The 18,732-nt window shown below is 42.4% G+C and carries 19 protein-coding genes; all 19 read left to right on the top strand.

All coding sequences use genetic code 11. The features are described from left to right. The first annotated feature begins 28 nt into the window (after positions 1–28). The 19 genes from fliH to C9J51_RS05155 all read left to right on the top strand — a co-directional run bounded on the left by fliH (position 29) and on the right by C9J51_RS05155 (position 18,722). Positions 29–853, top strand: coding sequence for a flagellar assembly protein FliH (gene fliH / locus C9J51_RS05250; protein WP_045039243.1), 825 nt, complete (start codon positions 29–31; stop codon positions 851–853). Further along, on the top strand, positions 850–2,166 hold the full coding sequence (gene fliI / locus C9J51_RS05245; RefSeq protein ID WP_045039244.1) for a flagellar protein export ATPase FliI: 1,317 nt from the start codon (positions 850–852) through the stop codon (positions 2,164–2,166). Before fliH ends, fliI begins: the two co-directional genes overlap by 4 nt. A gap of 43 nt (positions 2,167–2,209) precedes the next feature. Further along, positions 2,210–2,653: a flagellar export protein FliJ gene (gene fliJ, locus C9J51_RS05240; protein WP_045039245.1), complete on the top strand. Its 444-nt coding sequence runs from the start codon at positions 2,210–2,212 to the stop codon at positions 2,651–2,653. Between the two features lie 132 nt (positions 2,654–2,785). Continuing rightward, the gene (locus tag C9J51_RS05235; RefSeq protein ID WP_052667748.1) at positions 2,786–4,228 is read left to right on the top strand and encodes a flagellar hook-length control protein FliK; all 1,443 of its coding nucleotides are present in this window, start codon (positions 2,786–2,788) and stop codon (positions 4,226–4,228) included. A 103-nt stretch (positions 4,229–4,331) separates the two neighbouring features. Then, positions 4,332–4,799, top strand: a complete 468-nt coding sequence (gene fliL / locus C9J51_RS05230; RefSeq protein WP_045036581.1) for a flagellar basal body-associated protein FliL — start codon at positions 4,332–4,334, stop codon at positions 4,797–4,799. Between the two features lie 7 nt (positions 4,800–4,806). After that, the gene (gene fliM / locus C9J51_RS05225) at positions 4,807–5,859 is read left to right on the top strand and encodes a flagellar motor switch protein FliM (protein ID WP_045039246.1); all 1,053 of its coding nucleotides are present in this window, start codon (positions 4,807–4,809) and stop codon (positions 5,857–5,859) included. Positions 5,860–5,879: 20 nt separating this feature from the next. Then, positions 5,880–6,269, top strand: coding sequence for a flagellar motor switch protein FliN (fliN, locus tag C9J51_RS05220; RefSeq protein ID WP_045036579.1), 390 nt, complete (start codon positions 5,880–5,882; stop codon positions 6,267–6,269). A gap of 9 nt (positions 6,270–6,278) precedes the next feature. Continuing rightward, positions 6,279–6,635, top strand: a complete 357-nt coding sequence (gene fliO, locus C9J51_RS05215) for a flagellar biosynthetic protein FliO (protein WP_045039247.1) — start codon at positions 6,279–6,281, stop codon at positions 6,633–6,635. Continuing rightward, entirely contained in the window at positions 6,622–7,461 is an 840-nt protein-coding gene (fliP, locus tag C9J51_RS05210; RefSeq protein ID WP_045039248.1) for a flagellar type III secretion system pore protein FliP, read from the top strand. The genes fliO and fliP overlap by 14 nt, the downstream gene beginning before the upstream one ends. A gap of 31 nt (positions 7,462–7,492) precedes the next feature. Beyond that, positions 7,493–7,762 carry a flagellar biosynthesis protein FliQ gene (gene fliQ / locus C9J51_RS05205; protein ID WP_036795654.1) on the top strand — a complete coding sequence of 90 codons (270 nt, stop codon included), beginning with the start codon at positions 7,493–7,495 and terminating at the stop codon, positions 7,760–7,762. Between the two features lie 52 nt (positions 7,763–7,814). Next, a complete protein-coding gene (gene fliR / locus C9J51_RS05200; RefSeq protein WP_045036576.1) occupies positions 7,815–8,597 on the top strand; it encodes a flagellar biosynthetic protein FliR in 783 nt (260 codons plus the stop codon). Between the two features lie 97 nt (positions 8,598–8,694). Further along, positions 8,695–9,825, top strand: coding sequence for a flagellar biosynthesis protein FlhB (gene flhB / locus C9J51_RS05195; protein ID WP_045039249.1), 1,131 nt, complete (start codon positions 8,695–8,697; stop codon positions 9,823–9,825). A 164-nt stretch (positions 9,826–9,989) separates the two neighbouring features. Beyond that, the gene (gene flhA, locus C9J51_RS05190) at positions 9,990–12,086 is read left to right on the top strand and encodes a flagellar biosynthesis protein FlhA (RefSeq protein ID WP_045036574.1); all 2,097 of its coding nucleotides are present in this window, start codon (positions 9,990–9,992) and stop codon (positions 12,084–12,086) included. A 51-nt stretch (positions 12,087–12,137) separates the two neighbouring features. Next, a complete protein-coding gene (gene flhF, locus C9J51_RS05185; protein ID WP_045036573.1) occupies positions 12,138–13,742 on the top strand; it encodes a flagellar biosynthesis protein FlhF in 1,605 nt (534 codons plus the stop codon). Then, positions 13,735–14,625 (top strand): MinD/ParA family protein, encoded by an 891-nt coding sequence (locus C9J51_RS05180; protein ID WP_045036572.1) that lies wholly within the window; start codon positions 13,735–13,737, stop codon positions 14,623–14,625. Before flhF ends, C9J51_RS05180 begins: the two co-directional genes overlap by 8 nt. Continuing rightward, complete coding sequence (locus C9J51_RS05175; RefSeq protein WP_045036571.1) at positions 14,618–15,340, top strand: RNA polymerase sigma factor FliA; 723 nt, start codon at positions 14,618–14,620, stop codon at positions 15,338–15,340. The genes C9J51_RS05180 and C9J51_RS05175 overlap by 8 nt, the downstream gene beginning before the upstream one ends. 81 nt (positions 15,341–15,421) lie before the next feature. Further along, entirely contained in the window at positions 15,422–15,793 is a 372-nt protein-coding gene (locus tag C9J51_RS05165; protein WP_045036570.1) for a chemotaxis response regulator CheY, read from the top strand. 31 nt (positions 15,794–15,824) lie between these two features. After that, positions 15,825–16,544 (top strand): protein phosphatase CheZ, encoded by a 720-nt coding sequence (locus C9J51_RS05160; protein ID WP_045036569.1) that lies wholly within the window; start codon positions 15,825–15,827, stop codon positions 16,542–16,544. 9 nt (positions 16,545–16,553) lie between these two features. Next, a complete protein-coding gene (locus C9J51_RS05155; RefSeq protein WP_107274888.1) occupies positions 16,554–18,722 on the top strand; it encodes a chemotaxis protein CheA in 2,169 nt (722 codons plus the stop codon). Positions 18,723–18,732 lie beyond the last annotated feature (10 nt).

Genomic DNA, 18,732 nt, shown 5'->3' with positions numbered 1-18,732 from the left:
AATGTGAGCCTAATGATAGGATTCTGCCATGAATGATGAACGTCGTCGTGGTTTTATGCGCGTACCTGAACATCAAGCACAAGAGCTTGAACGTTGGGCATACCCTGATTACAGCCATGACCGTGATCATGAATCTGAAAATGCGCTTAATTATGATCATCAATCCTATCTTGACCAACAGCAATTACAACAACAGCAATTATCCCAATCAGAGCCACCACCACCGCCACTGATAACCGCAGCAGAGCTTGAAGCCATGCAGCAATCCGCTTATGACGAAGGGGTTGAACAAGGTCGTCAAGCGGGGCATAGCGAAGGATTTAGTCAAGGTCATGCTGAAGGTGTTACCGCCGGGCATGATGAAGGGGTGGCACAAGGATTACAACAAGGGCTTGAACAAGCCCAAGTACAAATTGATCAACAAGTGGCGTTACTTGTGGCGGTGATGGATAAATTTGCGGATCCGATTGCTCAAGTCGATAGTGAAGTAGAACAACAATTATTGTTATTGGTGAATGGCTTAACCAAAGCATTGATTCGCGTTGAAGTTAAAACCAATCCTCAAGTCTTACTCAATACTGTTCGCGAAGTTGTAGCAACGCTACCGATAGCTGAGCGAGAAATTAAAATGCATTTACATCCAGAAGATGTTGCGTTAATTCATGCCAGTTTTGATGAGGCTGATCTGCAACAACGTCAATGGTCATTAATTGCAGAGCCGAGCTTACAACGAGGGGATTTACAGTTGGCGTGTGGCAGTTCTAGTGTTGATTATTTAATTGATGATCGCATTTTGCATTCACTGACCACGTTTAATGAGCTCAACAGTAATTTAAAAGAACCCACGTTATGACGCTTGCTGAACGTTTAGGTCGCTATCAAACCGCGAATACCGCTTGTAAACCTGTCGCTTCAGGTCGGTTGGATCGTGTTGTAGGACTAACCCTTGAAGCGATTGGCTGCCGTGCTCCCGTTGGCAGTGTTTGTAAAGTGGAAACCCTTAACGGGGAGTTAGACGCTGAAGTGGTTGGTTTTGCGGGAGAAACGCTATTTTTAATGCCAAGTGAGCAACTGTTAGGGGTAATGCCGGGTGCTAAAGTCACCCCTATTTTGCATAATAATGGTATTCCCGTCGGACCTGAATTGTTAGGGCGTGTTATTGATGGCATTGGTAATCCTCTTGATGGATTAGGGCCTATTATTACCGAACAGCGGGCTGCATTTACCTCGACACCTATAAACCCTTTATCACGCAAGCCGATTAAAGAGCCACTGGATGTTGGTATTAAGGCTATTAATGGTTTATTGACTGTCGGAAAAGGACAGCGAATTGGTCTTTTTGCTGGTTCTGGTGTGGGTAAATCGGTCACGCTAGGCATGATGACTCGTGGTACCAGTGCGCAAATTGTGGTGGTGGGGCTTATTGGTGAGCGTGGTCGAGAAGTAAAAGAATTTATTGATGAAATTTTAGGTAAAGAAGGCCGAGAGCGAGCCGTTGTGATAGCGGCGCCTGCCGATGCTTCGCCATTAATGCGTTTAAAAGGCTGCCAAACCTCACTCACCATTGCGGAGTATTTTCGCGATCAGGGGTTTGATGTGTTGCTGCTGATGGATTCATTAACCCGCTTTGCTCAGGCGCAACGTGAAATTGCATTGTCTGTTGGTGAACCGCCGGCAACCAAAGGTTATCCACCATCGGTGTTTGCTAAGCTACCTGCGCTGGTGGAACGGGCGGGTAATGGTAATGAAAATCAAGGATCGATCACCGCTTTTTTCACGGTATTAAGTGAAGGTGATGATCTGCAAGATCCGATTGCGGATGCTTCACGTGCGATCCTCGATGGTCACATTGTGTTATCGCGTGAAATGGCGGATGCGGGGCATTATCCAGCAATTGATGTCGAGCGTTCCGTTAGTCGTGTTATGCCTGCCATTGTGAGTGATGAACACATGCTAATGTCTAAAGCCGTACGCCAAATTTTATCTATTTGCCGTAAAAATCAAGATTTGGTTGCTATTGGTGCCTATAAACCGGGAACTGATGCAACGATTGATCAAGCTTTTAGTTTTAAACCGAAATTAGACAGTTATTTACAGCAAGAAATGAAAGAAGCCGTACCGTATGAAATGTGCGTCAATATGTTGCGATCCACATTAGGCGGTTAATGGAACTCGGCAATCAGGTAATCGAAGACAAGGTCGTTATAGTATGCCATTGAAAACATTTGAATTATTAATAGAGCAAGCACAACAACAAGAACATCAAGCCAGTCTCGCCCTTAATCAAGCGCAACTTGAACAGCAAAATTATTTACAGCAATTAGCCCAAATTGAACAGTACCGGTTAGATTATTGTCGTCAACTTTCTGATCGTGGGCAACAAGGGCTGAGTGCAAGCCAATATAGCCATTTACAAAAATTCTTAACTCAACTTGATACCACATTAGAGAAGCAAAAACAGGCGGGGGGCTATTTTGCTAATCAAATTGAGCAATGCCGTCAGCACTGGCAAGCCATGCAGCAAAAAAAACGTGGTATTGAATGGTTACTGGAAAAAAAACAGCGTGAACGACAGCTTTTTTTGAATAAACAAGAACAAAAAATGATGGATGAATTTGTAACGTTACAATTTGCACGGCGTCAACAACGCTAGAACTAAAAAACTGGTTTACTTTTTGCATTAGGATAGAGCATTAGTTTTGAATGAAACGTTTTTTTGACGCTTTATATCAAACAGTTATTCATTTATTTGTCGTCTGTCGCGACACGTATTAAAAGAGTTACTATGAATCTATTTAATGTGTCATCTGCGCAAACGCCAAAGCCTGTAACGGTTGGCTCGGTCTCTAGTCCTTCATCTGAAATGGTAACGGTGAGTGAGGGAGTGTTTTTAGAACAATATCAGCAAGCGATTGATGAAACGCCACCTTTAGCCGTGGTTGGTGGTCAATCTGCATCAACCGATGATGTGGCCGTTACTCGTACTGAAATAATGAATAATGGTAGCGATATTCAGACTTCGGTAACCAACATTCCTGATGTTATTGATACAAATACTGATACAGAAACGGCACCTGTTGACTCGATAATAGTCGACACAACAACAGATTTAGTAACCGATGAGTCTTTAATGTGTGCTAATGACGTGATGATAGCGATTGATGACGCTGAAGAGTTAATGGTGGCTGGTAATGTGTTTTTACAGCAATTAACACAATCTAATCAACAGCTTAATTCTACGAATAAAACAGAAGTGAATAGCGTTGATGCGAGCGGCAAAAGCTTGCCATCGGTCGTCATGCCAACAACAGATGCTGTACTGACTCAAGATGAATTGGTACTAGCTCAAACTGCCATTAAAACCACCGATGGAAGTGCTGCGTTTATTATGCCAGCTACGGCGGCCGCTGTGACAACAACGGCAGCATCATTAACGACAATAATGCCAGATAATATCGATGGACAAAAATCTGGCGCAAATAGTGATGCAGAGCTTATTTCTGATGGTAGTGTCAATAATTTGCCACTGCTAGCTGCTAACGGATCTTTATCTGCGACAACATCCAGCACCGATATGTTAATTAACCCTGCTGTGTTTGATGGCGCTTCTTTGTCGACGGATGATCATCGCCGTTATCAAAGCATCAATAGTAATACTCAAGAAGACTCGTTGGCTCAACAATTGGTGGGATTAGCGTCGACATCAACGACTGCATCAACAACACCAATGCTGAAACCTGAGCAGCCTACCATCACTAATTCCCTTCAATCTCCATTAGTCCTTACGCGTGAACAAGCTGGCGAAGAGGTTCATGAACGGATCAATATGATGATGGCGAAGAACCTAAAATATGTCGATATTCGATTAGATCCACCTGAACTAGGCAAACTTCAGATTAAATTGAGTATTAACCAAGATCAAGCATCGGTGCAATTTACGGTAAACAATCATCAAGCCCGCGATATTGTTGAACAAGCGATGCCACGGCTAAGAGAAATGCTGCAACAACAGGGGCTGCAACTCGCTCAAAGTTCAGTACAACAAGACAGTAGTCAGCAATTTACGGGTCACCAAAGTAATAGTTCCGCGCATTCGCAGTCGGGACAGCAATCATCAGCAAGGTCGATGGCTGATGACGGATTATTAATAGCAGAGAGTAATCAGCCTGATTCTTCTATCAGCATGTATGTAAAAGAAAATAAAGATCAAGTTGATTACTACGCTTAGCGTTTTTAATCATGTTAATAGTGAATATTTAATGAATAAGGGAAACCATGCAGCAATGTCATGTAGCACTAAAGACCGTAGTAAATAGCGATCAGGATAAATAATGGAAGCTGGAAAGAGAAAAAAAATCGTTATTAGCGTGGTGATTCTATTAGTTATCGCAGTGATTGGCGGCGGCGTTTGGTTTTTGTCTTTAGCGTCGACAGAAGTTAAAGCGGCTGAGGTTTCATCAACCCAAACGCCATTGAAAATGTCGGCTTATTATATCGTGCTACCTGAACCTTTTATTTTTAATGTTAGTGGTAAAGAGCGTGATCGCGTGGTGCAAATAAAAGTACAGCTAATGGTTCGAGGTGAACAAAATGAAGCATTAGCCAATAAGCATGTGCCATTAGTTGAAAGTGTGTTGTTGCAAACTTTTGCGGCAGCCACGGTTGAGCAATTACGCCAACCACAAGGACGTGAACAGTTACGACAACAAGCATTGACAACAGTACAAGCAACAATGAACAAGATGACCAATATGCCTGTGGTTGAACGGGTGTTATTTACTGGCTTTGTGATGCAATAGGTGCGCTGTGAGTGATTTATTAACCCAAGATGAAATTGATGCACTATTGCATGGTGTTGATGAGCCCGATGATGATGCAAATGATGGTGATCAAGGCTCTGGTATAACAGCCTTTGATTTTTCCTCACAAGATCGGATTGTTCGTGGACGAATGCCGACCCTTGAATTGATTAATGAACGTTTTGCGCGCCATATGCGGATCAGCTTATTTAATATGCTGCGTAAAACCGCTGAAGTGTCGATCAATGGCGTCCAAATGATCAAGTTTGGTGAGTATCAAAATACGCTTTATGTGCCGACAAGTTTAAATATGGTGCGTTTTAGACCATTAAAAGGAACCGCATTGATCACCATGGAAGCACGATTAGTGTTTATTTTGGTTGAGAATTTTTTTGGTGGTGATGGCCGTTTTCACGCCAAAATTGAAGGGCGTGAATTTACCCCGACTGAGCGGCGTATTGTGCAAATGCTACTGAAATTGGTGTTTGAAGATTACCGTGAAGCATGGTCACCCGTGATGTCGGTTGAGTTTGAATATATCGACTCTGAAGTTAACCCAACCATGGCGAATATTGTCAGCCCGACAGAAGTTATTGTTGTGAGCTCATTCCATATTGAGATTGATGGCGGTGGCGGTGATTTTCATGTGGTGATGCCGTATTCAATGGTTGAGCCGATCCGTGAATTACTTGATGCAGGTGTGCAAAGCGACAAGATGGATACCGATGTCCGTTGGAGCCACGCACTGCGCGATGAAATCATGGATGTGCCTGTCAACTTACGGGCTAAATTATTGGATATTGATATCTCGTTACGCGATTTGATGGAGTTACAAACGGGGGATGTTATTCCAATCTCAATGCCTGAAACTGCAACTATTTTCGTGGAAGATTTACCGACTTATCGTGCCAAAATGGGGCGAAGTGGCGATAACGTAGCACTTAAAATTACTGATAAATTAAAACGGCCCAATATGGTGAAAACCGACTTGGCTTTTTTAGATCGTGAATTATTAAGCTCGACCTTATTAGAAATGAATAACACCGATGACTCTCATTAATTGCCCCCTCAGTAGGAATAATAATGCCTCAAAATGATCAACAAATGGCAGATGATTGGGCGGCAGCCCTTGCCGAACAACAAGACAGTGTTCAGCCAGCACCACTGGAAGAGTTAACTGATGATACTTCGCCTATCTCTGATGATGAGCGTCGTAAACTTGATACCATCATGGATATTCCGGTAACGATTTCAATGGAAGTCGGCCGTACACAAATTAGCATTCGTAACTTATTGCAACTTAACCAAGGCTCCGTGGTTGAGCTTGATCGAATTGCGGGTGAGTCATTGGATGTGATGGTTAATGGTACTTTGATTGCTCACGGTGAAGTGGTGGTGGTCAATGATAAATTTGGTATTCGTTTAACCGACGTGATTAGCCAAACCGAACGCATTAAAAAATTACGGTAAGAGCTAACGATGGATCAGTCAGTGACCTTAGGGCAAGCCCCCGACCTTAATTTAGCCACAACCTTAGCGTCATTGGTGTTGGTGATTGTTATTATTCTATTTTTGGCGTGGGTGTTAAAAAAAATGCGCTTAGTGGGTGTGCACAGTAGTGATCAGCGACTCACAATTGTAAAGCAGCTAACACTTGGGCAACGAGAGCGAATTGCGCTGATTCAAGTGGGTGATGAACAGCTGTTAGTCGGCATCACCCAGCATAATATTTCGTTGCTGAGTAAGCTTGAACAACCTTTAATCATGGAAGATGTGCCAGCCAACGATTTTGCATCTCAGCTGAGCCGATTGATAACCACCAATGATAAAAAATAGCCCCGCAATGTATTTCAAAATCGCTTTATTATTGTTGCTGAGCAGCAGTTGGATCATAACACCCCCCGTTTGGGCAACCGAGAGCATTACTCAAGCGGCGATGATAGCGGAAAGTAGTGCTTCACATTTAATCGCAGGAACTGGCCATGGTGGTATTCCTGCATTATCCGTCACCATGAACCCTGATGGCAGTGAAGATTACTCCATCACCTTGCAAATATTAGCGTTAATGACCGCGTTGGGATTTTTGCCTGCGGTGGTGATTTTAATGACGTCATTTACTCGTATTGTGGTGGTGATGTCAATTTTGCGTCAAGCGATGGGTTTACAACAAACACCATCAAATCAGGTCATTATTGGTATCGCGATGTTTTTGACTTTCTTTGTGATGTCGCCAGTTATCGATAAAATTAATACCGATGCAGTGCAGCCTTATATCAATGAACAGATCAGCGCCAAGCAAGCATTAACCAACGCTGAAGCCCCAATGCGACAGTTTATGTTGAAGCAAACGCGAGTTAAAGATCTGGAAACCTTTGTTAATATTTCAGGTTCAACTGCGACGGATCCACAAACTGTTCCTATCACGGTGTTGGTGCCCGCCTTTATTACTTCTGAACTTAAGACGGCGTTTCAGATTGGATTTATGCTGTTTTTACCATTCTTAATTATTGATTTAGTGGTGGCGTCGGTATTAATGGCTATGGGTATGATGATGCTTTCTCCGATGATTGTGTCATTGCCGTTTAAGTTGATGTTGTTTGTTTTAGTCGACGGCTGGAATTTAATTCTGTCTACGTTAGCCGCCAGTTTTGGCACCTTATAAAGCCTACTTAAAGAGTAAGGATAAATAGACGATGACTCCCGAAGCGTTTGTCGGCATTTTTCAAGAAGCGTTGTACATGGTATTGATCATGGTATGCGCGATCGTTATTCCCGGCTTATTAATTGGTTTGGTGGTGGCGGTATTTCAAGCGGCAACCTCGATTAACGAGCAAACATTGAGTTTCCTACCGCGTTTAGTGGTGACGTTATTAGCACTGATGTTTTTTGGTCACATGATGACACGCATGTTGATGGATTATTTTTTTCGTATTATCGATCAAATTCCACAATTGCTGTACTAATTGTATTGATAGCAGCACGTTACCGTGTTTGTTTCGTGAGTAATCACTGTTTATGCACTATACCTCCAGCGTGTTATTAGAGTGGATTGCCAATTATTTTTGGCCGTTTACTCGTATTTCTTCAATGATGATGGCAATGACCTTTTTTGGGGCGCGCTTTGTGTCACCTAAAATTCGGTTATACCTTGCGTTAGCGATCACTTTTGCCGTAATGCCAATCTTACCTAAAGTGCCGACCGATATTGAATTGCTCTCTTTGGCAGGATTTATTGTTACCTTTCAACAAATTATTATTGGGGTAGCGATGGGGCTGGTTACGCAGTTTATTACGCAAACTTTTGTATTGTTAGGGCAAATATTAGGCATGCAATCCAGTTTGGGTTTTGCCTCAATGGTGGATCCTGCCAATGGTCAAAATACGCCAGTGCTGGGGCAGTTTTATATGTTTCTGGCGATATTATTGTTCTTAGCCACGGATGGTCATTTGACGATGCTCAATGTGGTGGTGCTGAGTTTTTCGACCTTACCCGTAGGCGGCAGCATGTTAGTTGCCGCTGACTATCACCAATTAGCAGGATGGTTTGGACATATTTTTAAAGCTGGGGTTGATATGGCGCTAGCTGGTGTTATTGCATTATTAACCGTTAACCTGTCATTTGGTGTGATGACCCGCGCTGCGCCCCAGCTAAATATTTTCTCATTAGGTTTTTCATTTGCGTTGTTACTCGGGCTTGCGATCAGTTGGTTTATTGTGCTGGGGATCGTGCCGCAATATGAGGCTATTTGGCAAACAGGGCTCGATCAAGTTTGTCGTTTAGCTCGGCTAGATTGTTAACGCTAATTTCCGTTTTATAGCGGATTATTGCGTTGTTTATTTTTTATTATCTTCATCTTCTTCATTCACCAGCTTAATTCACCATGGACGAATCACAATGTCGGATGCTGACGGTCAAGAACGTACCGAAGACGCCACCGCGCGAAAACGCGAGCAGGCGCGAGAAAAAGGTCAAGTACCGCGCTCAAGAGAATTAGCCTCCGTAGCCGTATTGGTTTCGGGTGCTGTGGGTTTAATGTGGTTTGGTGATGGATTAGGGACGGCATTAGGCAAGGTCATGAGTCGAATGTTTACTCTTAGTCGAGAGGAAGCATTTGATGTCCAGCTACTGTTTTCGGTAATTTCTACGGCGATATGGCAGGTGTTTTTACCGCTGGTTATTATTCTAGTGTTTTTATTTACTGCAGCCTTGATTGGTGCTACGGGGTTAGGTGGCGTGCGCTTTTCTTCTGAAGCGGCGATGCCGAAATTATCAAAAATGAACCCAATGAGCGGCCTTAAACGCATGTTTGGCAGTCAAAGTTGGGTTGAATTAATTAAATCGATACTCAAGGTTGGGTTAGTGGCGAGTGTGGCTGGATATTTAATTTATTCAAGTTTGAATGATTTTTTTCAGCTCAGTATCGAAACTTTTCCGGCTAATTATTTTCATGCCTTAGATATTCTATTGAATTTTGTATTGCTGATCTGTTGTTCGTTGCTGATTGTGGTGGCGATTGATGTGCCGTATCAAATTTGGCATTTTAGCGATCAATTAAAAATGACCAAGCAAGAAATTAAAGATGAATATAAAGACTCAGAAGGTAAGCCAGAAGTTAAAGGCCGTATTCGTATGCTACAGCGCGAAATGGCACAGCGACGGATGATGGCGGATGTTCCTCAAGCGGATGTTGTGATCACCAACCCTGAACACTTTTCAGTGGCATTGCGTTATGATCCTAAATTAGATGCCGCGCCAGTAGTGATTGCCAAAGGTGGCGATCACTTAGCCCTGAAAATTCGTGAAATCGCCAACAAGCACAACATTGATATTGTTCCCGCGGCACCATTAGCACGTGCGATTTATTACACCACCGAGTTAGATCAACAAGTGCCTGATGGGTTGTTTGTTGCAGTAGCGCAAGTGCTTGCTTACGTTTTTCAATTAAAAGCCTATCGACGTGGTAAAGGGCAAAGGCCAATATTGTCAGCTGCTGCCACGAATATCCCCGAAGAATTACGTCATTAATAAAAATAGAACCGAACACTAACAGTATAATTTTACTGTCAAAATAATGGCATAATTATGCGGCATGATAATTGCTTAACCATAAGTCTTCGTGATGGCTTATGGTTCTGTATAGAGTCATAACCTCACTTTTATGTAAATAATCGTGATTTGATGACAATAGAATGAAGCTTTCAATTCCTTTTGCTTCGCGCTTACCGTTAGCGCGTTTACAGAATATGCCCGCTATTGGTGCACCAGTGATGGTGTTAGCCACCTTGGCGATGATTATTCTGCCAATGCCACCATTATTATTGGATATGACATTTACCTTTAATATTGCGTTGTCATTAGTGGTGTTGTTAGTGACTGTTTACACCCGTCGTCCTCTCGATTTCGCCGCTTTTCCTACCGTATTACTTATCGCGACCTTATTACGTTTAGCCCTCAACGTGGCTTCAACACGGGTGGTGTTATTGCATGGTCATGAAGGTTCAGATGCCGCAGGGCAGGTGATTGATGCGTTTGGCTCGGTAGTTATTGGTGGTAACTATGCCGTCGGTTTGGTGGTATTCCTTATCCTTATGATCATCAATTTCATGGTTGTTACCAAAGGTGCTGGGCGTATTTCAGAAGTTAGTGCTCGCTTTACGCTAGATGCTTTGCCCGGTAAACAAATGGCGATCGATGCGGATTTAAATGCAGGTTTAATTGATCAAGAGCAAGCACGAACGCGTCGTTTTGAAGTGACCAAAGAAGCGGATTTTTATGGTTCGATGGACGGTGCATCTAAGTTTGTTAAAGGGGATGCGATCGCTGGTATTTTGATTTTGTTTATCAATATTATTGGTGGCTTGATCATTGGTATGACGCAATACGGCTTAGGCTTTATGGAAGCGATGGAGATTTATAGTCTACTCACCATTGGTGATGGCTTAGTCGCACAGATTCCATCGTTGTTGTTGTCTATTGGTGCCGCGATGTTGGTTACTCGTCAAAATACTGACGAGGATATGGGCCAGCAGATGTATTTTCAGATGTTTAATAACCCTCAAGCCTTGATTATTACTGGGGTTATTTTATTTGTCATGGGAATTGTTCCTGGCATGCCCCATGTGCCGTTTCTATTTTTGGCCGCTATTATTGGTGGCGCGGCTTATTGGCGTTACAAAAAAGATCAGATCGCAGCGTTAGTTGAAAAAGAACCACCAACGCATGATATGGCGATGATTCAACCGATGAAAGAGTTGTCATGGGATGATGTTCAGCCAGTTGATACCATTGGGCTTGAGGTTGGTTATCGACTTATTTCAATGGTAGATAAAGACCAAGGTGGCGAGTTACTAGAACGCGTTAAAGGCGTACGTAAAAAACTGTCTCAAGATTTTGGTTTCCTCGTACCACCGGTACATATTCGCGATAATTTAGAACTCCCGCCTAATAGTTACCGTATCAGCCTTATGGGTGTCACCTGTGGTGAAGCTAATATTCACCCCAATATGGATTTAGCCATTAATCCCGGTCAAGTGTTTGGCAGTATTGATGGTGAACGTACGCTTGATCCTGCGTTTGGTTTAGAAGCGGTGTGGATCCAAATTTCCCAACGTGAACATGCCCAAGCGTTAGGGTACACCGTGGTGGATTCTGCCACTGTACTTGCCACCCATTTAAGTCAATTACTCACCAACCATGCTGCTCAATTGCTGGGCCATGAAGAAGTACAAAACTTGCTTGAAATGCTGGGGCAATCAACACCTAAATTGGTTGATGGTTTTGTTCCAGATCAATTGCCACTTGGGGCTGTTGTGAAAGTGATGCAAAACTTACTTAACGAAGCGATTCCATTACGGGATATTCGAACCATTGTTCAAACTTTGTCTGAGTATTCGAGTAAGAGTCAAGATCCTGACATTTTAACTGCCGCTGCACGTATCGGTTTAAAACGTTTAATTTGTCAGGAAATCAATGGAATAGAAGCAGAATTACCCGTTATTACGTTAGTTCCTGAGTTGGAACAGATATTGCATCAAACGATGCAGTCTGCGGGGGGCGAATCGTCAGGTATTGAACCAGGATTAGCTGAGCGTTTGCAGCGTTCGTTAACAGAAGCGACTCAGCAACAAGAACTAAAAGGTGAACCTGCGGTGTTATTAACTTCCGGTGTTTTGCGTTCTACCTTGGCAAAATTTGTCAAAAATACCATTCCGACCTTGAGAGTACTTTCTTATCAAGAAGTGCCCGATGAAAAGCAAATTCGAATTGTTAATGCCGTGGGTCATTAATAATGTTGAAAGTGAACACTAATTTAAGCACTTGCTGATAGGGAATTAATTTTGAAAATTAAACGATTTTTTGCCAAGGATATGAGAACCGCACTTAGCGAAGTCAAAGAAGAACTTGGCCCCGATGCGGTGATTATGTCAAATAAAAAAGTCTCAGGTGGGGTTGAAATAGTCGCTGCGGTTGATGTCGAGACTAGCCAACCTGCGGTGAAAACCAATCATGTAGCACGCGATGAATTAGAACAAGGCTTAGGCCAAGCTCGGCGCAAACTGGCCGATGATAAAGTTAATGTTAGTCCTTCAATATCAAAGCAGTTTGCCAGCGTGTTGCAAAATTATGCCTCTGCGACAGAGGGGACTGACAATATGGCGTCAGTTGATTCATTAACCGCTTTATTGCAACGCCAATCTAAACATCAGCAACAACCCCAAGCGAACAGTTCAAGTGATCTTAGTCGTGATCAAGTTCGACAGCATTATTATCACAGTGATAGTCATGAACAACAGCGTCAACATGCTAGCACCGACAGACAAAGGTTATCCCCGCAATTAAAACCCGCTCGTCGTTATGATGATCCTGCACACAATCTCAATGTCGGCGACTATGCTCGTCCATCATCAAAACATTATGAACGCGAGACAACGGTGAGCCGTAATGACGCCCGTAAACCACGTTTAGATCCGAGTCGTTATGAAGCTAAAGGCATGAGAAAAGAAGATGATTTAGATGCCATGCGAGCAGATATCGTTTCTATTCGACGCTTATTAGAACATCAATTATCTGGGCTAATGTGGCAAGAAGTTGAACGCCAAGAACCGATGCGAGCGATGATGATCAAGCGGCTTGAAAAAATGGGTTTATCAGATCAATTAGCGGATCAATTAGCGTGTTATATACCTGAAGATTTACCCACTAATGAAGCATGGCCCGCTTTACTCGATTTATTAGCCGATCAACTCATCACCACCAATGATTGTATTTTAGAAGCTGGCGGTGTGGTGGCATTACTTGGCCCTACTGGGGTTGGGAAAACAACCACAGTCGCAAAGTTGGCTGCGCGTGCGGCAATGGAGTTTGGTCCTCAGCAAATAGCATTAGTAACTACTGATAATTATCGAATTGGTGCCCATGAACAATTGGCCACTTATGGGCGAATTATGGGGTGCCCTGTAAGAGTTGCTAAAGATGCACAGGAACTGGCCGATATACTTCATCAGTTACGTCATCGCCGATTAGTGCTGCTTGATACTGCTGGTATGGGACAGCGTGATATTCGATTATCAGAGCAATTAGATACTTTAATGCAAAATAGTGGCGCCAAAATTCGCAGCTATTTAGTTATGCCAGCGACATCACAACGACGAGTGCTACAAGAAACACTTGAACATTTTCGTCGTATTCCTTTATCTGGTTGTGTGTTAACTAAGTTGGATGAATCGTTGAGTTTGGGTGAAATCATCGGTGTCGCTATTCAAAATGCGTTACCTATTGCCTATTTAGCGGATGGTCAACGGGTTCCTGAAGATTTGAAAGTGGCGACTGGAAATTATCTTGTTTCGCGCGCAAATGAGTTGTTAGAGCTAGAACTTTCACAGCAATCTCATCTCTGGTCTAGTGATAGCTCAGATAACATTTCGGCTGATTTTTATGACTGAGAATATCATGTACGATCAAGCGAGTGGTTTACGTCGAATGACCCAATTAACGTCGACGAAAGTCATTACTATTACAGGTGGTAAAGGCGGCGTGGGTAAAACCAATGTCACCCTTAATATGGCAATTTCAATGGCTCGTCAAGGTAAGCGGGTCATGGTACTTGATGCTGATCTTGGATTAGCAAATGTCGACGTAATGCTTGGTTTGCGTGCGGGACGAAATCTGTCGCATGTACTTGCCGGGGTGTGTGAACTTGAAGATATTATTATCGAAGGACCTTATGGCGTAAAAATTATCCCTTCGGCTTCTGGTACGCAGAACATGGCTGAATTAACCCCGACGCAACATATCGGTCTAATTCGAGCATTTAGTAACTTACAGTATGATCTTGATTTTTTCTTAGTTGATACTGCTGCGGGTATTTCAGACATGGTGTTGAGTTTTGCTCGCGCAGCTCAAGATGTTGTTATTGTTGTTTGTGATGAACCGACATCGATCACAGATGCATACGCATTAATGAAAATTTTGAGTCGTGAGTACGATATTCAACGGTTTAAGATTGTTGCCAATATGGTTCGAAGTTATCGTGAAGGGCGTGATTTATTCATTAAGTTAACCCGAGTAACGGAACGTTTTCTTGATGCTAATCTTGAACTCGCGGCATGTATTCCACTTGATGATAATGTCCGCCAAGCGGTTAAGCGTCAAAAAGTCGTGGTTGAGGCATTCCCACATAGTCCTGCTGCATTAGCCATGAACTCATTAGCATCGAAAGCGATGACATGGCCGCTGCCACATCACCCGGGCGGACATTTGGAATTTTTTGTGGAACGATTATTGGTACATAAACCGCGAGCCATGGAGGCTTTAATTCGTGAATAAAACCTTAACCTATAGCCGCTATCAACAAAGTCCGCAGGCATTTATTGAACGTTACTCTACGTTGGTTAAACGGATTGCACATCATTTAATGGCGCGTTTACCGTCGAGTGTCTTGGTTGAAGATTTGATTCAATCTGGAATGATTGGCTTATTAGAAGCGCAACAAAATTATGATCCTACCAAAGGGGCTAGTTTTGAAACGTTCGCTGGGATTCGTATTCGTGGCGCGATGTTAGATGATATTCGACGTGGTGATTGGGTGCCGCGATCTGTGTATAAAAATAGCCGTCGTATTAGTGATGCTATTTCAAAACTAGAACATAGCCTTGGGCGCGATCCCGCAGATATTGAAATAGCACAGTTTCTTGAGATGCCGTTAGAACAATATCATCAAGCATTAAATGACGTTAATTGTGGTCGTATTGTGGGTATTGCCGATCTTGCTGGTGGTGAAGAAACAATGGTGCAAGAAGATGATATTCATCAAAATCAGCCCTTTCAAAATGTCGTTGATGACAGTTTTCGTCACAATTTAGCGGCTGCAATTAAAACCTTACCAGAGCGTGAGGCCTTGGTGTTATCGCTGTATTACGACGAAGAAATGAATTTAAAAGAAATTGGTGCCGTTATTGGCGTGAGTGAATCGCGTATTTGTCAAATTCACAGCCAAGCAATGCAGCGGTTACGATCTAAATTACAAGCATGGGCTGCCTAATTTCAATAAAACATAAACCATCATTATTTTATAACTAAGAACAACACAGGTTTCGCTGTGGAGGCAATTTTGAATACAAATATGAAAATTCTTATTGTTGATGATTTTTCAACAATGCGTCGAATAGTAAAAAACTTACTGCGTGATTTAGGGTTTAATAACACCGTAGAAGCAGATGATGGCTTAACAGCATTGCCATTATTAAAGCGTGGTGATTTTGATTTTGTCGTCACTGACTGGAACATGCCGGGGATGCAAGGTATTGATTTGTTACGTCAGATTCGTGCTGATGAACAATTAAAACATTTGCCAGTGTTAATGATTACCGCAGAAGCTAAGCGTGAGCAAATTATTGAAGCCGCTCAAGCTGGCGTGAATGGTTACATCATAAAGCCGTTTAATGCTGTGACATTAAAAGAAAAAATAGCGAAAATTTTTGAACGATTACAATAGTGATTGTGTTTCGGTATCGGGAAATATAACCATGATTTCATTAGAGCAAGCACAGCAATTAGTGGTGTTGCTTGAACAAAACCAGCAACAACAAGCCAATACACTCGTGCAAACTTTAGTTGAACGTCATCATGCGCCTATGTATGACGAAGTAGGAAAGATGACTCGTCAGTTGCATGATTCATTGGTGAGTTTTCGGCTTGATCCACGTTGGAATGATTTAGCGAGAACGGATATTCCTGATGCGCGTGACAGTTTATCTTATGTGATAGATAAAACAGAAGCTGCCGCTAACCGCACTATGGACGCGGTTGAAATAACCTTACCTATTACTGAGCAATTACAACAAACCCTGCACTGTCTTCATCCGCAATGGCAACGATTAATGGCTGGGAACATTGCATTAACGGATTTTAAGCAGCTTTGTCATGATATTAATAGGTTACTGCTTCAAGTTGATCAAGATAGCTCACTGTTACGCGAACATTTAACCGATATTTTAATGGCGCAAGATTTTCAAGATCTTACTGGGCAAGTCATTCGACGAGTGATTACCTTAGTGCATGAAGTTGAAGATCGAATGTTGGATATTCTACAGGCATTTGGTATCGAACAAGCATCATCTTCTAGCGTAGAGCCGCTACCATTAAGTGTTATTGCCGAAGGACCTATTATTAATCCTCAGCAACGTAAAGACACGGTTTCATCGCAAGATGATGTTGATGATTTACTTTCAAGTCTTGGATTTTAGAGGGAATTTATGAGTTTTAATTTAGATGAAGATATCCTACAAGACTTTCTGATTGAAGCCGGAGAGATCCTTGAATTATTGTCTGAGCAATTGGTTGAACTTGAACGTAGTCCTGATAATAGTGAATTATTAAATGCTATCTTCCGTGGTTTTCATACCGTAAAAGGTGGTGCGGGATTTTTATCATTAGCAGAGCTCGTTGATGCGTGCCATGGTGCTGAAAACGTCTTTGATTTGCTACGTACAGGTAAGCGTAAAGTGACATCAGAATTGATGGATGTCATTTTAGAAGCGTTAGATTGTATTAATGTGATGTTTACTCAAGTACAAGAACATCAACCCCTGATTAAAGCAGATCAAGCGTTATTAGATCAATTGCGTCATTATAGTTTACCGCCAGCCGCTATTGAAACAACACTTGATGCAGTGGTTGAAAATACGGTTGTTAAGAGCCCAGAGGTCAATCATCAACCTCTTGCTGATGCTTTATCTATTTCATCGACAAGTGCGATTGCAGCTAATTCTGTTGATGATATTACCCAAGATGAATTTGAACGTTTATTAGATGAATTACACGGTGTGGGTAACGCACCCTCGGCATCGCCTTCAACGCCTATTATCGTTAATGCTGTTAATAATACCATAGCAAGTATTGAAACTAATGACATTACCGATGATGAGTTTGAACGGTTATTAGATGAGTTACACGGGACGGGTAATGCGCCAGGGGCGACAACAATTACGCCAATAAAAAAAGATGAAAATCTTGCGGTTGTTAACGATGATTTAATGACAGATGATGAGTTTGAAAGCTTATTAGATGAATTACATGGTATTGGTTGTGCGCCTCAGGTCGATCATGCTGCTACTGCGAATAAAGCGCTAGTCAGTACACCCGTTGTTGAAACGTCAGTAACTGAAAATCCAGCACCAGCCGCGCCAACAGTGGTAAGTGAGCCAGTCAATCGCTCACCATTACCAGCAGCGAAAGATAAACCAAAACCTCAAGCAGAAACCACGGTACGTGTTGATACATCAACCCTTGATATCATTATGAATATGGTGGGAGAGTTAGTGTTAGTGCGTAATCGATTGGTTAGCTTAGGTTTAAATACCACCGATGAAGAAATGTCAAAAGCGGTATCAACACTGGATGTTGTTACGGCTGATCTTCAAGGGGCGGTCATGAAAACCCGTATGCAGCCGATTAAAAAAGTGTTTGGCCGTTTTCCGCGTGTTGTACGTGATTTAGCCCGCAGCCTCAATAAAGAAATCGTGCTTGAGATGGTGGGTGAAGATACCGATCTTGATAAAAACTTAGTTGAAGCCTTGGCTGATCCGTTAGTTCACTTAGTTCGAAATTCAGTTGATCATGGTATTGAAATGCCTGCAATACGCGAACAAGCGGGTAAGACGGCAGTGGGTAAAGTGTTGTTATCTGCGTCACAAGAAGGGGATCATATTCGTTTAACCATTGCTGATGATGGTGCGGGTATGGATGCTAATAAATTGCGCCAGATTGCGATTGATCGTGGCATGATGGACAGTGATGCTGCTTCGCGTTTGAGCGATAATGATGCTTATAATCTGATTTTTGCACCGGGTTTCTCAACCAAAAAAGAGATCTCAGATATTTCAGGCCGTGGTGTTGGTATGGATGTGGTTAAAACCAGCATTAACCAACTTAATGGTTCAATTACCATTGATTCGACCTTAGGCAAAGGGACGCGAATTGATATTAAAGTACCGCTAACCTTGGCGATTCTACCAACATTGATGGTGGGAATAGCGCAACAACCTTTTGCCTTACCGCTGGCTAATGTGAATGAAATTTTCCACTTAGATTTGTCTAAAACCCATACCGTTGACGGTCAATTAACCATTATTGTGCGTGAAAAAGCGATTCCGTTATTTTACTTACAAGATTGGTTGTCAAAAAAATCCCAAACGAATAAACAACATCATAGTTTTGGTCATGTAGTGATTGTACAAACAGGGCATCAACGGGTGGGATTTGTGGTTGATAGTTTAATTGGCCAAGAAGAAGTGGTGATTAAGCCATTAGATAGATTGCTCAAAGGGACACCAGGAATGGCTGGTGCGACTATTACCAGTGATGGTCATATTGCACTTATTTTAGATGTGCCTAATTTATTAACTCATTATGTAAGACGTTAATTATTAACAA

The organism is Photobacterium iliopiscarium (assembly GCF_003026395.1).
Classification (GTDB): domain Bacteria; phylum Pseudomonadota; class Gammaproteobacteria; order Enterobacterales; family Vibrionaceae; genus Photobacterium; species Photobacterium iliopiscarium.
Note: the sequence above shows the minus strand (reverse complement) of the source record. Positions and strands in the feature narration are given on the sequence as shown.

Coding starts and splice junctions, on each gene's coding strand:
- C9J51_RS05160 (WP_045036569.1), top strand. CDS start 15,825: ATGATTTCATTAGAGCAAGCACAGCAATTAGTGGTGTTGCTTGAACAA.
- C9J51_RS05180 (WP_045036572.1), top strand. CDS start 13,735: ATGACTGAGAATATCATGTACGATCAAGCGAGTGGTTTACGTCGAATG.
- C9J51_RS05155 (WP_107274888.1), top strand. CDS start 16,554: ATGAGTTTTAATTTAGATGAAGATATCCTACAAGACTTTCTGATTGAA.
- C9J51_RS05235 (WP_052667748.1), top strand. CDS start 2,786: ATGAATCTATTTAATGTGTCATCTGCGCAAACGCCAAAGCCTGTAACG.
- fliP (WP_045039248.1), top strand. CDS start 6,622: ATGATAAAAAATAGCCCCGCAATGTATTTCAAAATCGCTTTATTATTG.
- flhB (WP_045039249.1), top strand. CDS start 8,695: ATGTCGGATGCTGACGGTCAAGAACGTACCGAAGACGCCACCGCGCGA.
- fliJ (WP_045039245.1), top strand. CDS start 2,210: ATGCCATTGAAAACATTTGAATTATTAATAGAGCAAGCACAACAACAA.
- fliQ (WP_036795654.1), top strand. CDS start 7,493: ATGACTCCCGAAGCGTTTGTCGGCATTTTTCAAGAAGCGTTGTACATG.
- fliL (WP_045036581.1), top strand. CDS start 4,332: ATGGAAGCTGGAAAGAGAAAAAAAATCGTTATTAGCGTGGTGATTCTA.
- fliO (WP_045039247.1), top strand. CDS start 6,279: ATGGATCAGTCAGTGACCTTAGGGCAAGCCCCCGACCTTAATTTAGCC.
- C9J51_RS05165 (WP_045036570.1), top strand. CDS start 15,422: ATGAAAATTCTTATTGTTGATGATTTTTCAACAATGCGTCGAATAGTA.
- flhA (WP_045036574.1), top strand. CDS start 9,990: ATGAAGCTTTCAATTCCTTTTGCTTCGCGCTTACCGTTAGCGCGTTTA.
- fliI (WP_045039244.1), top strand. CDS start 850: ATGACGCTTGCTGAACGTTTAGGTCGCTATCAAACCGCGAATACCGCT.
- fliH (WP_045039243.1), top strand. CDS start 29: ATGAATGATGAACGTCGTCGTGGTTTTATGCGCGTACCTGAACATCAA.
- fliR (WP_045036576.1), top strand. CDS start 7,815: ATGCACTATACCTCCAGCGTGTTATTAGAGTGGATTGCCAATTATTTT.